Here is a 12,673-nt window from a genome sequence, read left to right as displayed (position 1 = left end):
TTAATTTAGGTTACTAATTATTTTTTTGAATATAATGTGTAACAAATTATTAAACTTAATTAAAAGTATGTTGTAGAAAGTAATTTTTCAACAATAATTTATTTAACATGTTTTCAGATGTTAAACGGTTTTTTTGAATAAAAATTGTTAAAGTCAAAAAAACAAAAGAGGTAACTTTAAAAGAATGAAATATAAAGTTATATATGTTTTAAACGCCTATTTTAAAAAGGAAAGTCAATAAGATTTTCTGGGAAGTTTATTGTAACATCAAACCTTAAAAGCTACAAAATACATGAACAAGTGGATTGAAGAGAAGAATAGGGGTTAGTTTGTATATGGCATATAATCTAAAGGTAACATATTGGCAAAAGACTCAAAACTCCAATAACCTTCATTAAATAAAGCATCCGGACTCATTAATATTCCTGAGTTATCTATAACGTCTTTTCCGTTTAGTAAAACAACATTAGAGGTTTGCACTCCCGATGCTTTTTTACGCTTACCGAACATTCCTTTTAAGTAGTTTTCTTCTTCAGGTTCTTTTGTGTAAATCACCATTAAATAATCTTTAAAATCTAAATAATAGTTTTTATCTTTCTTAGAAATTATTTCACCGTACGATGGATTTTTTTTGTATAAATAATCTCTGTATTTTGGTTTTCTGCTCTTTTTTATAACAACCAAAGCGCTGTCTAAAGAATTTTTTGGATTCGTTATATCTTTTGAATAATCTATTCTGTTTTCATATAGCTTCACCAATTCTCTTGCAAATTTAATTTTTTCATCTGAAGGTCTTTCAGGGTTTAAAACTCGTTTAAATTTGTTAACCACAAATCCATTCTCCTTTAGCTGCTTAGCAATTAAACTCCTTAAAAAATGCATTAGAGAACCATTGAAAGCAATTTGTCTATTTTTTCTCCATTTTTTTCTAATTGAAGAGCGTAAGTTTTCATAACGTGCATATCCACTGAAAAATAATTGATTATTTTGTAATTCAAAATTAGCTAAATCGTAAGTAATTAAATAGCCTAAGCCTTTATGTTTAATTTGTAAAGGCTCTTTGGTAAATGCATTTAATTTATTTGTTTTGTAATTGTATTCAAAATATAAGGACTTCGGATTCAGTAGTTCACATTCTTCCGCTAATTTTGATCTTCCAAAGAAAGCTTGTTTAAAACGAGTTAAGTTATATTTCCAATCAGCATCGTATTTTATTTTTTTTAATACAACTTCGTCTAAAACACTCGATTCAGGAATTAATTCTACCTCTAAAAAATTAATTTTAGTAGCTTTATTTATCGTTAACTGTTTGGTTTTATAACCTAAAAAAGAAATGATTAAAGTGTAGTTACTGTCTTTAATTTTTAAGTGAAAATTTCCTTTATCATTAGTAATTGTTCCTATTGTTGTGTTGTTAAGATACACAGCGGCTCCGTCTAAAACTTCGCCTTTATTAGAGGTTACTTTGCCTTCAATAAGTGTTTGAGAGCAAACAGAAAGATGCAGAAATAAAGAAAAAATAAGAAGTCTTATCTTCATGAAAAATAATTTCCATAAAAATAAGACTTCTTTTAAGTTATTGTATTGAAGAAAAGTTAATTATTGGTTAATAACCCAGCACGTTTTAGCAAAGCATCTGGTTTTGGTTCTTTTCCTCTAAAGCGTTTATATAACTGCATTGGTTTTTCGGTTCCACCTTTAGAAAGTACATTGTTTTTAAATTTATCGGCGACTTCTTTGTTAAAAATTCCTTCTTCTAAGAAATACTCAAAAGCATCGGCATCTAAAACTTCTGCCCATTTATAAGAATAATATCCAGCAGAATATCCGCCTTGAAAAATATGAGAAAATGCCGTGCTCATACAATTCTCATCAACATCAGGATATAATTGCGTGTCAGCAAAAGCTTTTGATTCAAATTCTTTTACCGAAATAATTGTCTCAGGCGACTTGCCTGCGTGCCATTGCATATCTAATAAACCGAAACTTAACTGACGCAAGGTTTGCATACCTTCATGAAAACTAGCAGATTCTTTTATCTTTTTAACATATTCCATCGGAATCGTTTCGCCAGTTTCATAATGTTTGGCAAATAACTCTAAAGCTTCTTTTTCGTAACACCAATTTTCTAAAACCTGACTAGGCAATTCTACAAAATCCCAAGAAACCGAGGTTCCTGATAAGCTATTATAAGTTGTGTTTGCTAACATGCCATGTAAAGCGTGACCAAATTCATGAAACAACGTAGTAACCTCATTAAAAGTTAATAAAGAAGGCTTTGTTTCGGTAGGTTTGGTAAAATTACAAACGATAGAAATTTGCGGACGCTCATTAACAGCGTTTTTAATTTGTTGTGATTTATAAGAAGTCATCCATGCACCATTTCTTTTTCCTGGCCTCGGATGAAAATCTGCATAAAAATGTGATACGAAATTCCCTTTTGTATCAGTTACATTGTATGTTTTTACATCTTCGTGGTATTTATCAATCGAGTTGATTTCTTCAAACTGTAAATCGAATAACCTATTTGCAATTTCAAAAACACCGTCAATTACATTTTCTAATTTAAAATAAGGTTTTAGCAATTCTTGATCTAAAGAAAACAATTCTTTCTTTAATTTTTCTGCGTAATAAGCGCCGTCCCATTTTTGAAGTTGCGTTATACCGTCCAATTTTTTAGCGTAAGCAGCTAAATTATCAAATTCACGTTTTGCGGCAGGTTTTGCTTTCGCTAATAAATCGTTAGAAAAAGATAAAACTTTCTCAGGTGTTTCTGCCATTCGTTCTTCTAAAACAAAATGAGCGTGTGTTTTATAACCTAATAAATTGGCTCTTTTATGACGAAGTTTTACAATGTTTAAAACCGTTTCTTCGTTATTGAATTCGTTTTGTTGAAATCCTTTTTTACCTGCAGCAATTGCTAATTTTTTACGTAGCTCTCTATTGTCAGCATAGGTCATAAACGGAATATAACTTGGGTAATCTAAAGTGAAAACCCAACCACCTTTCTCTTTTGAAGTTGCTATTTCTTTAGCTGCTTCTTTTACACTTTCTGGTAAACCAGATAAATCATTTTCATCCGTTAAATGCATTTCAAAAGCATTGGTTTCTGCCAATACATTTTCTCCAAAATTTAATGATAATTTAGATAATTCAGCGTCAATGGTACGTAATTCAGTTTTATCAGTCTCGTTTAAATTAGCTCCGTTTCTAGCAAAACTTTTATATTGTTTGTCTAACAACGTTTGTTGTTCAGGAGATAAATCTAAGTTTTTTTTCGTATCAAAAACAGTTTTCACTCTCTTAAACAACGCTTCATTTAATGTGATGTCATTTCTGAATTCACTTAGCCAAGGAGAAATTTCTTGTGCTATTTTTTGAATTTCATCATTAGTTTCTGCAGAGTTTAAGTTGAAGAAAATAGAGGTGATTTTATTCAGCTTTTCGCCTGTAAAATCTAAAGCTACTGTGGTATTATCAAAAGTAGGAGCTTCAGTATTATTTACAATTGCATCAATTTCTGCTTTGGCTATTTTTATTCCTTCTTCAATGGCAGGTTTATAGTCTGCATTTGCAATTTTAGAAAAAGGAGGCGTATTAAAATGGTGTAAAAGTGGATTCATTTTTTAATGTTTGTGTCAGGTCGAGCGCAGTCGAGACTTAAATAGAGTCTCTCGATTGCGCTCGAGGAGACAAATGATTATTTTCTTACTCTCTCTGAAGCTTGCTCAACTTTTAATTTTAAGCCTTCTTTGTATGTGATAATTTTATCTAAAACGCATTTATCAGAAGCGCCAATAATTTGAGCCGCTAAAATACCTGCATTTTTAGCACCATCTAAAGCAACAGTTGCTACCGGAACGCCGCCTGGCATTTGTAAAATTGATAAAACAGAATCCCACCCATCAATAGAGTTTCTACTTTTTACAGGAACTCCTATTATTGGTAACGGACTCATGCTTGCTACCATTCCTGGTAAATGAGCAGCGCCACCAGCGCCGGCAATAATTACTTTTATACCGCGAGTATGTGCGTTTTTAGCGTAGTCAACTAATTTTTCTGGTGTTCTATGAGCAGAAACAATATCTACTTCAATTTGAATATCAAAACCTTCTAAGATATCGATTGCTTCTTGCATGATTGGAAGATCTGAATCGCTTCCCATTATAATTCCTACCATAATTTATGTTTTAAAATGAGACTCTAAACTTGTTTCAGAATCTCATTAATTTGGGTGAGAAGCTGAAATAACTTCAGCTTGATGTTTTTATGTTTTTTGTCATTGCGAGGGTTCTATGACGAAGGAATCTGTTATTGTATTATTACTTCGTTTACACTCGTAATGACGTGTTATTTACTAATTACTCTAATTGTTTCTTTTACTTTTTGCGCTATTTTTCGCGCCTCATTAATGTCTTTATTGACAATAGTTACATGGCCCATTTTTCGAAAAGGCTTGGTTGTTTTTTTTCCGTAAATATGTGGTGTAACTCCGTCTATTTTTAAGATTTCGGTCATGTTTTCGTAAACTACATCTCCTGTGTAACCTTCTTCGCCAACTAGGTTTACCATAATTCCAGCAACTTTACTTTCGGTATCACCTAAAGGAAGGTTTAAAATACTTCGCACATGTTGTTCGAATTGATTTGTATAACTAGCTTCAATTGAATAGTGCCCAGAGTTATGTGTTCTTGGCGCTACTTCGTTTACTATGATTTTATCATCATTGGTTTGAAACATTTCAACAGCTAATAATCCGACGAAGTCGAAAGTGCTAGCTACTTTTAACGCTATTTCTCTCGCTTTTTCTGCTACTTTAGAATCTATTCTTGCAGGACAAATTACATATTCAACCTGATTCGCTTCTGGGTGAAATTCCATTTCAACGACAGGGTATGTTCTTACTGATCCATTGGAGTTTCTAGCAACGATAACGGCCAATTCATTTTTAAAAGGAATTAGTTTTTCAGCAATACATTCTCCTTCGGGCAATGATTGTAAATCTTCGTAAGTGCGAACTACTTTTACACCGGTACCATCATAACCAAATTGTGCAGATTTCCATACAAAAGGAAACTCGATAATATTGTTTTCATAAGAGTGTTTTAATTCTTCTAGAAAAGCATAATGAGAAAAATCGGCAGTAGGAATTTGATGGTCTTTGTAAAATAATTTCTGGCGCGCTTTATTTTGAATTATTCTCAAGTTAGCAGGCTTCGGGTAAATAGTTAAACCTTCGGCTTCTAGTTTGTCGAGAGCATCAATATTTACATTTTCTATTTCGATAGTTAATAAATCTACTTTTTTACCGAAGTTGTAAACGGTATCAAAATCAAATAAATCTCCTTGATGAAACTCATTGCATATTTGTGCGCAAGGAGCCTCCGGATTTTCATCTAAAATTAAGGTGTAAATATCAAATTTTTGAGTTTCGGTAAGTAACATCCTACCTAATTGTCCGCCACCGAGAACGCCCAATTTAAAGTCAGAAGAAAAATAATTTTTCAAGATAAATATTTTAGTGTGTTGTTGTTATCGCAAAAATAAGAATCTAAAGTATAGTATAAATACAATTAACGAGATATTCTTAATTGTGAACCGCTAATTTTAGTAACAAGATACATTAGGGCAGAGCAGCCTTTGTTATCAATCGGTGCACCATCGGCTAAATAATTATATTGTTTATCGTCGCAAGGGCATGTAATTTGTACGCCGTTAAAAGTCATTAAAGAGTTACAAGTAGCTTCAGGGCATTGCTGGTCGAAAGCTTTATAACCATTATTGCCTGTTCTAAAAAGGAAAATATTACGGCCTTGAATTGTGTTTTGAGAACTACCACTAGGTACTAATAAACCCTGAAATTCTGGTAGTGTTAAATCGATAATAGCATTCATATCTATTCCTCTAAAACAATTATTAACAGGTACATTATCACTACAACCCAAGGTAATTGATACAATAAATAGGTAAAGTATTTTTTTCATTATTTTAAAATAGAGTTATGTAGGTAACGCAACGAATTTACAAATATTTTGTACATTTGTAATACAATCTCATTCCTAATCGGTGTGAGATTTTTAAAGTTTAGAAATTATGAGTGAAGTATCATATTATAGTGCCGAAGGATTAAAGAAATTAAAAGACGAGTTATCACATTTAGAGCATACTGAAAGACCAAGAGTTTCTCAGGAAATTGGTGACGCTATAGATAAAGGAGATTTAAGTGAAAATGCAGAATACCATGCAGCAAAAGAAGAGCAATCGCTATTAGAAACTAAAATTGCACAACTTAAAAATGTAGTTGCAAGTGCACGTATTCTTGATGAGAGTCAATTAGATACTTCTAAGGTTTTAATTCATTCAGTAGTGAAATTAAAAAATACAACGAATGGTATGGAGTTTACCTATACTTTGGTTGCAGATTCTGAAACAGATATTAGAAACGGAAAACTATCAGTAAATTCTCCTATCGGAAAAGGATTGTTAGGTAATAAAGTAGGTGATATAGCCGAAATTCAGGTGCCTAACGGAATTATGAAATTTGAAATTATGGAGATTTCTAGATAATTTCTTTTAAAATATTTATAGATAAAAGCGTTGCATTAGCAGCGCTTTTTTTATTTTTACTTTCTATTGTTAGATTGAGCGTAGTCGAGATCTAATTTTAACATCTCGGCTGTGTTCGAGGAAACATTAAAACAGAAGTTATGGCAAGTATTTTTACCAAAATAATCTTAGGAGAAATTCCTTCATATAAAATTGCAGAAGACGAAAATTTTATCGCTTTTTTAGATGTGAATCCGAATGTAAAAGGGCACACTTTGGTGGTTCCTAAAAGAGAAGAAAACAAGATTTTCGATTTGTCGAAAGAAGAATATAACGGGTTGATGTCTTTTTCTTACCGTGTAGCAAAAGCGATTGAAAAAACAATTCCTTGCAAGCGTGTTGGAATGAGCGTAATCGGTTTAGAAGTACCGCACGTACATGTGCATTTAATTCCTTTAAGTGCAATGGCTGATATTCAATTTATAGAAAAAGAAAAATTAACAAATGAAGAATTTGTTATCATAGCAAAAAATATTTCTAATAATTTCAGTTAATATGAAATTACAAAAATGGCACAAAGTAGGATTAGGCAGGGGAATGTCTATGTTTATAACAATGACATTTGTTTGGCCTTATTTTGATGGCGAAAAAACAACATTAAAAAGTGTGTTAATTGGTTTTGTTTTTTGGGTACTTTTAGGGAGTTTCTTTTTTGGGTTGTCAATGAAAAGTAGATTGGAGAAAGAAGATTAAACTTTATTAGCTTCAATATATTTTTCTGTATAAATAATAGTTTATTAATAAAAAGATTGCTTCATGCCTTGCAATGAAATAAAAGATTAAACTTTATATAACATAATTTCGAAAGTTGTTCCTTTATTTATTTCAGATTTTTTAACGATTATTTTTCCGCTATGGTAATCTTCAATAATGCGTTTAGAGAGCGATAAACCTAATCCCCAACCACGTTTTTTTGTAGTAAAACCAGGTTTAAATATTTGTTTAAATTGCGATTTAACAATTCCTTTACCAGAATCGGTAACTACAATTTTAACAAACTTAGCGGTTTCTTTAATTTCAAGTGAAATGCTACCTTTTCCTTGCATAGCATCAATCGCATTTTTAATTAAATTTTCGATTACCCAGCCATATAACTCAATATTTAACAATGTAGAAAGTGTTTCTTTATCCGAAGAAAAAGAAAAATTAATTTGCTTAGAACTTCTAGATTTTAAGTAATTAAAGGCTGTTTGTGTTTCAGAAACAATATTGTATTTTTTTAATTTAGGTAAGGAGCCAATTTTAGAAAACCGATTGGCAATGGTGCTTAAACGATCAACATCTTTTTCGATTTCAACAATATATTCTTCGTTTACATCTTCAGACCTTAAAATAGCAATCCAACCTAATAAAGAAGATAACGGTGTGCCAATTTGATGTGCCGTTTCCTTGGCCATACCGGTCCAAAGTTTATTTTGTTCAGCAACTTTACTCGATTTATACACCATATAAACAATGGTTAAAAAGAGACCTAGAATTAGTAGTAATGCTAGTGGGTAATATTTAAGCTTGTATAATAAATCAGAGTTTCGATAATAAAGGTATTGTGTAATTCCGAAATACTCAATAATAATAGGCTCGTTCTGATCTTTCATCAGGGCTAATTGTTCCTGAAGATATTTAGGTTTTTTAGATTTAACAGTGTTTAAGTTTCTGTATAAATCAATAGTTCCATCTTTATTTACAAGAATTGTAGGAATATTCTCTATAGTTTCATAAACCTTGTTAATTAAGTTGGTGTTTTCGTTTAAATCGGGATTAGAAGCAAGCTCTTTAAAGGCTGCAGCAAATATTTCTATTTTACCCCTTTCTTCTTCTTTAAATTTTTGAAAAAAAACATAAGTATTCCATAAAATAAACGAGACTATTATTATAGATATAAAAATAGTAATTCGTTTTATCCAATAAGTATTCTTAATAAATGTCATTAGTCAAATATAAACTTTTCTATACAATAACTTAATATGTAAAACGGTAGTATCTTTACATTAAAAAATAAAATATGTTATCACTCGACCCTAAAGAATTACCTGTAGGTAAATTACATAGTTATTTATTAGGCGCTATAGCACCAAGACCTATTGCTTTTGCAAGTACTATTGATGAAGAAGGAAATCCGAATTTATCACCGTTTAGTTTTTTTAATGTTTTTGGAGCCAATCCACCAATGTTAATTTTCTCTCCAGCACGAAGTGTAAGAGGTAATAAAACAAAGCACACGTTAGATAATGCTGAAGAAACTAGAGAAGTGGTTATTAATGTGGTGAATTATGATATTGTGCAACAAATGTCGTTAAGCAGCACCATGTATCCGAAGGGCGTAAATGAATTTGAAAAAGCAGGGTTTACTATGTTACCTTCTGATGAAGTAAAGCCTTTTAGAGTTGCAGAATCGCCAGTACAATTTGAATGTAAAGTAACCGATATTATTTATACGGGAACCGAAGGTGGTGCAGGAAATTTAATTGTTTGCGAAGTGGTTAAATTACATATTAACGAAAATGTTTTAGCAGAAGACGGAAGCATAGATCAACATAAAATAGATTTAGTTGCTAGGGCAGGAGGAAGCTACTACTCTAGAGCAAGAGATGGTTTTTTTGAAATAGCAAAACCAATTTCAACTTTAGGGATTGGTGTAGATCAAATTCCGACTGAAATTAGAAATAGTACTGTTTTAACAGGTAATAATTTAGGTATGTTAGGTAATGTAGAGCAGTTACCAAATGAGGAAACTGTTAATAACTTTGCGAAAGAACACCCAAAATATGTTTCGCTTTCAACTGAAAAAAAACATACATTTGCACAAGAATACTTAAAGAGTAATGATGTAGAAAGTGCTTGGAAAGTGCTTTTAATTAAATAGATAAGAATATGGAAGTTATAGGAAAGATTAAATTAATTAACGAAACACAAACATTTGGAGCTAGCGGATTTAGAAAACGTGAATTAGTTGTGACTACAGATGAGCAATATCCACAAATGATTATGATTGAGTTTGTACAGGATAAATGTGATGTTTTAAATAGTTATGCTGTTGGTCAAGATGTAAAAGTATCTATTAACTTAAGAGGTAGGGAGTGGATTAATCCAGAAGGAGTTGCAAAATACTTTAACTCTATTCAAGGATGGAGAATTGAGAATTTAGCACAAGCTTCTTCTCAAAATACACCTCCTGTAGATCAGTTTCAACCAGCACCAGATTTATCTGCTAACGAACCAGACGATTTACCTTTTTAATATAAAAAGGATTATACATACAAAAAAGAGAGCTATAAGCTCTCTTTTTACATTTTACGTAAAAACACACTTTTAAATGCGGATATCCCGTTTTTTAACCTAATAGTTTAATGTATATTTGAATCATCATTATTCAGTTATTTACTGAAAAATTTATTTAAAGGAAAAATAAAAACCTTCTGATCTATTATCAGAAGGTTTTTATATATTGTATATTATGTAAGTTTTATTTTTCCTTTTTAGGCATTGGACCTCTTAAATGAATTACTAATCCGTTTAAGAAATTTCTAAGAATTTGATCGCCACATTCCATATATTTAGGATGTTCTTCATTTCTAAAAAAAGCACCTAACTCACCTTTAGAAACTTTAAAGTCAACCAAAGCACAGATTTCAATAATATCAGTATCACGAAATTTGTGAGCTACTCTTAATTTTTTAAAAATATCGTTGTTAGATAATCCCATAGTAATAATATATATTTTTATTTTAATTAACCATTTTAAAAATAGCCCAAGCGTAAATGGTAAAACGTAAAAAACGAAATAGCCCAAATAGCACTACGTTTCTAAACGGATATTTAATCATACCAGCTGTTAAACAACTAATAGCAAAAGGTAGCGGTAATAAAGCACCTACTAAAATTAAAAAACCACCCCATTTACTAGTGTTTTTAAGGTTCTTAGCCATTTTAACTTCTAAGTAAAGTTTTACAGAAGTAATTTTTAAGGAAGCTCTACCTATAAAATAAGCAGTTAATCCACCAAAATAAGATAGTGTTGCTAATAGTGATAAGTTTAAAACAGGATCTGCTGTTTTTTTAGACCAAGCGATAAAAATCTCTGGCGGAATTAAACCTAGTATTGTTTCAGAAATGAAAAAAGTAGTTAAAACGCCAAGTCTAGAAAAAGTTTCGGTAACCGTTTGTAAACCGTCGTTAATATTATAAACGTATTTATTAAATAAGAATATTCCTAAAACGGCTCCGACTATTGGCCAAAAAGCTTTTTTTAAACTTTCCCAAATAAACATGTAAAAACCAGTACGCTGGTAGTAGTTGTGTAAACGTTCTACGTGCGGTTTTACATTCTTTTTATTTCTTCTTTTCTTAACTTTCATTTACTTGCTGCTCTAAGCATCTTTTAGAGAATGCAAAAATACAAGGTAATTAGAAATAAATCAAAGAAATATTGTTAATTATAAGTTAGCAGTTGCAGCTTCAGCACAGCGCTCACCATCCATTGCTGCAGATATAATTCCGCCTGCATAACCACCACCTTCACCACAAGGAAATAAGCCTTCAATTTGCGGGTGCTCTAAACTTTCTTTTCTAGGGATGTTTACGGGTGATGAGGTACGAGATTCTACCCCAATAATATTTGCTTCAGCAGTATAATAACCGTGCATTTTTCTTCCAAAAGCATCAAAACCTTTACGCAATCTACTACCAATAAACTTAGGTAATAAAGAATGCATTGGTGCTGAATTTAATCCTGGTTGATATGAAGTCTCATTTAAGCTAGATGATAATTTGCCTTCTACAAAATCGGTTAAACGTTGTGCAGGGGCAACCTGACTTTTTCCACCAGCGTTAAAAGCTAATTTTTCTAAATCTTTCTGATATTCTAAACCTTTAAGGGCTCCGAATTTTTCATATTTGTACAAGTCTTTGTCGATATTAATTTCAACAACAATTCCTGAATTGGCAAATTTGTTATTTCTACGAGAAGGCGACATTCCGTTTACAACAACTTCTCCGTTTGCAGTTGCAGCTGGCACTATAAATCCGCCAGGACACATACAAAAAGAATACACACCTCTTTCATTTACCTGATGTACTAAACTATATGCAGCAGCAGGTAATAACTCATCTCTTTCACCTGAGCAGTTGTATTGAATTTGATCTATAATTTCTTGTGGATGCTCTACACGAACCCCCATTGCAAATGATTTTGCTTTTAATAAAATATCTTTTCTGTCAAGCAATTCGTATATATCTCTCGCAGAATGACCGGTTGCTAAAATTACGGAGTTAACAGTCATTTCATTTCCGTTTTGCAATTGTATGGCTTGTAGTTTACTGTTTTTAATAACAAAATCGGTAACGCGCGTATCAAAATGAACTTCACCACCATATTTTATAATATTCTCACGAATATTCTGAATAATTTTAGGCAATTTGTTAGTTCCGATATGCGGATGCGCATCAATTAAAATATCTTCAGCAGCACCATGGTGTACCAAATTTTCGAATATTTTACGAACATCACCACGTTTTAAACTACGGGTATATAGTTTTCCGTCAGAATACGTTCCGGCACCACCTTCACCAAAACAGTAATTAGAATCTTCGTTTACAAAATGTTCTTGATTAATGGCACGTAAATCTCTACGACGATCTTGTACATTTTTTCCGCGTTCTAAAACAATTGGTTTGTAACCCAATTCAATACAACGCAATGCGGCATACATTCCTGCAGGTCCGAAACCTATAATATGAACTTCTTTTGCGTTAGATACATCTTGATAATCAAAAATATAATCTGGAGTATCAGGTAAAGGTTCGTTAATATAAACCGCTACTTTATAATTAAAAACCACGTCTTTTTTACGCGCATCGATAGATTTACGTAATACTTTTACCGTAGTTATGTTAGTAATAGCGATGTCTAATTTTCTAGAAGCTTTCTTTTTTAAGATATCTTCTTTCTTTTCTTCTATTAAATTAACGCGTAGTTGAAGTTCTTTTACCATGTTGCAAAATTATGCAAAATTGAATTGATACGTTTTTATTTCTGCAAGAATTATAAAAATGAAATCAATAGGGTTGT

At 31.6% G+C, this 12,673-nt stretch carries 14 protein-coding genes; 5 read left to right on the top strand and 9 right to left on the bottom strand.

The genetic code is table 11. From position 1 onward, the window contains the following. Positions 1-324: 324 nt before the first annotated feature. The 5 genes from ACQ629_RS05550 to ACQ629_RS05530 all read right to left on the bottom strand — a co-directional run bounded on the left by ACQ629_RS05550 (position 325) and on the right by ACQ629_RS05530 (position 5,984). On the bottom strand, positions 325-1,539 hold the full coding sequence (locus tag ACQ629_RS05550; protein ID WP_483706953.1) for a carboxypeptidase-like regulatory domain-containing protein: 1,215 nt from the start codon (positions 1,537-1,539) through the stop codon (positions 325-327). A 56-nt stretch (positions 1,540-1,595) separates the two neighbouring features. Further along, positions 1,596-3,623, bottom strand: coding sequence for a M3 family metallopeptidase (locus tag ACQ629_RS05545; RefSeq protein ID WP_483706952.1), 2,028 nt, complete (start codon positions 3,621-3,623; stop codon positions 1,596-1,598). A 77-nt stretch (positions 3,624-3,700) separates the two neighbouring features. Then, the gene (purE, locus tag ACQ629_RS05540) at positions 3,701-4,180 is read right to left on the bottom strand and encodes a 5-(carboxyamino)imidazole ribonucleotide mutase (protein ID WP_483706951.1); all 480 of its coding nucleotides are present in this window, start codon (positions 4,178-4,180) and stop codon (positions 3,701-3,703) included. 170 nt (positions 4,181-4,350) lie between these two features. Beyond that, entirely contained in the window at positions 4,351-5,508 is a 1,158-nt protein-coding gene (locus ACQ629_RS05535) for a 5-(carboxyamino)imidazole ribonucleotide synthase (protein ID WP_483706950.1), read from the bottom strand. A 65-nt stretch (positions 5,509-5,573) separates the two neighbouring features. Further along, positions 5,574-5,984, bottom strand: a complete 411-nt coding sequence (locus ACQ629_RS05530; protein ID WP_483706949.1) for a Rieske 2Fe-2S domain-containing protein — start codon at positions 5,982-5,984, stop codon at positions 5,574-5,576. Between the two features lie 109 nt (positions 5,985-6,093). Here ACQ629_RS05530 and greA point away from each other — a divergent pair, with 109 nt between their 5' ends. From greA to ACQ629_RS05515, 3 genes are all read left to right on the top strand, one after another. Next, a complete protein-coding gene (gene greA / locus ACQ629_RS05525; protein ID WP_483706948.1) occupies positions 6,094-6,567 on the top strand; it encodes a transcription elongation factor GreA in 474 nt (157 codons plus the stop codon). Between the two features lie 140 nt (positions 6,568-6,707). Beyond that, positions 6,708-7,100, top strand: a complete 393-nt coding sequence (locus ACQ629_RS05520) for an HIT family protein (protein WP_483706947.1) — start codon at positions 6,708-6,710, stop codon at positions 7,098-7,100. A 1-nt stretch (position 7,101) separates the two neighbouring features. Beyond that, positions 7,102-7,299, top strand: a complete 198-nt coding sequence (locus ACQ629_RS05515) for a hypothetical protein (protein ID WP_483706946.1) — start codon at positions 7,102-7,104, stop codon at positions 7,297-7,299. A gap of 86 nt (positions 7,300-7,385) precedes the next feature. On the opposite strand, the gene ACQ629_RS05510 is transcribed toward ACQ629_RS05515, so the two are convergent. Continuing rightward, the gene (locus ACQ629_RS05510) at positions 7,386-8,534 is read right to left on the bottom strand and encodes a sensor histidine kinase (RefSeq protein ID WP_483706945.1); all 1,149 of its coding nucleotides are present in this window, start codon (positions 8,532-8,534) and stop codon (positions 7,386-7,388) included. A 74-nt stretch (positions 8,535-8,608) separates the two neighbouring features. On the opposite strand from ACQ629_RS05510, the gene ACQ629_RS05505 reads away from it, so the two are divergent. Next, positions 8,609-9,469, top strand: a complete 861-nt coding sequence (locus ACQ629_RS05505; RefSeq protein WP_483706944.1) for a flavin reductase family protein — start codon at positions 8,609-8,611, stop codon at positions 9,467-9,469. 8 nt (positions 9,470-9,477) lie between these two features. Next, on the top strand, positions 9,478-9,843 hold the full coding sequence (locus ACQ629_RS05500) for a DUF3127 domain-containing protein (RefSeq protein WP_275688448.1): 366 nt from the start codon (positions 9,478-9,480) through the stop codon (positions 9,841-9,843). A 226-nt stretch (positions 9,844-10,069) separates the two neighbouring features. On the opposite strand, the gene ACQ629_RS05495 is transcribed toward ACQ629_RS05500, so the two are convergent. The 3 genes from ACQ629_RS05495 to ACQ629_RS05485 form a co-directional block, all read right to left on the bottom strand. Then, complete coding sequence (locus tag ACQ629_RS05495) at positions 10,070-10,309, bottom strand: DUF1456 family protein (protein WP_483706943.1); 240 nt, start codon at positions 10,307-10,309, stop codon at positions 10,070-10,072. 22 nt (positions 10,310-10,331) lie between these two features. Continuing rightward, positions 10,332-10,961, bottom strand: a complete 630-nt coding sequence (locus ACQ629_RS05490) for a YqaA family protein (protein WP_483706942.1) — start codon at positions 10,959-10,961, stop codon at positions 10,332-10,334. Positions 10,962-11,039: 78 nt separating this feature from the next. Next, on the bottom strand, positions 11,040-12,596 hold the full coding sequence (locus ACQ629_RS05485) for an NAD(P)/FAD-dependent oxidoreductase (protein ID WP_483706941.1): 1,557 nt from the start codon (positions 12,594-12,596) through the stop codon (positions 11,040-11,042). Between the last annotated feature and the right edge of the window lie 77 nt (positions 12,597-12,673).

This window comes from Tenacibaculum sp. SM2510 (assembly GCF_057002845.1).
This window is presented reverse-complemented; position numbering and strand designations above follow the sequence as displayed.

Bases quoted from the DNA above. Each gene is read 5' to 3' on its own strand.
- ACQ629_RS05550 (WP_483706953.1), bottom strand. From the start codon at position 1,539: ATGAAGATAAGACTTCTTATTTTTTCTTTATTTCTGCATCTTTCTGTT.
- ACQ629_RS05545 (WP_483706952.1), bottom strand. From the start codon at position 3,623: ATGAATCCACTTTTACACCATTTTAATACGCCTCCTTTTTCTAAAATT.
- purE (WP_483706951.1), bottom strand. From the start codon at position 4,180: ATGGTAGGAATTATAATGGGAAGCGATTCAGATCTTCCAATCATGCAA.
- ACQ629_RS05530 (WP_483706949.1), bottom strand. From the start codon at position 5,984: ATGAAAAAAATACTTTACCTATTTATTGTATCAATTACCTTGGGTTGT.
- greA (WP_483706948.1), top strand. From the start codon at position 6,094: ATGAGTGAAGTATCATATTATAGTGCCGAAGGATTAAAGAAATTAAAA.
- ACQ629_RS05520 (WP_483706947.1), top strand. From the start codon at position 6,708: ATGGCAAGTATTTTTACCAAAATAATCTTAGGAGAAATTCCTTCATAT.
- ACQ629_RS05515 (WP_483706946.1), top strand. From the start codon at position 7,102: ATGAAATTACAAAAATGGCACAAAGTAGGATTAGGCAGGGGAATGTCT.
- ACQ629_RS05510 (WP_483706945.1), bottom strand. From the start codon at position 8,534: ATGACATTTATTAAGAATACTTATTGGATAAAACGAATTACTATTTTT.
- ACQ629_RS05505 (WP_483706944.1), top strand. From the start codon at position 8,609: ATGTTATCACTCGACCCTAAAGAATTACCTGTAGGTAAATTACATAGT.
- ACQ629_RS05500 (WP_275688448.1), top strand. From the start codon at position 9,478: ATGGAAGTTATAGGAAAGATTAAATTAATTAACGAAACACAAACATTT.
- ACQ629_RS05495 (WP_483706943.1), bottom strand. From the start codon at position 10,309: ATGGGATTATCTAACAACGATATTTTTAAAAAATTAAGAGTAGCTCAC.
- ACQ629_RS05490 (WP_483706942.1), bottom strand. From the start codon at position 10,961: ATGAAAGTTAAGAAAAGAAGAAATAAAAAGAATGTAAAACCGCACGTA.
- ACQ629_RS05485 (WP_483706941.1), bottom strand. From the start codon at position 12,596: ATGGTAAAAGAACTTCAACTACGCGTTAATTTAATAGAAGAAAAGAAA.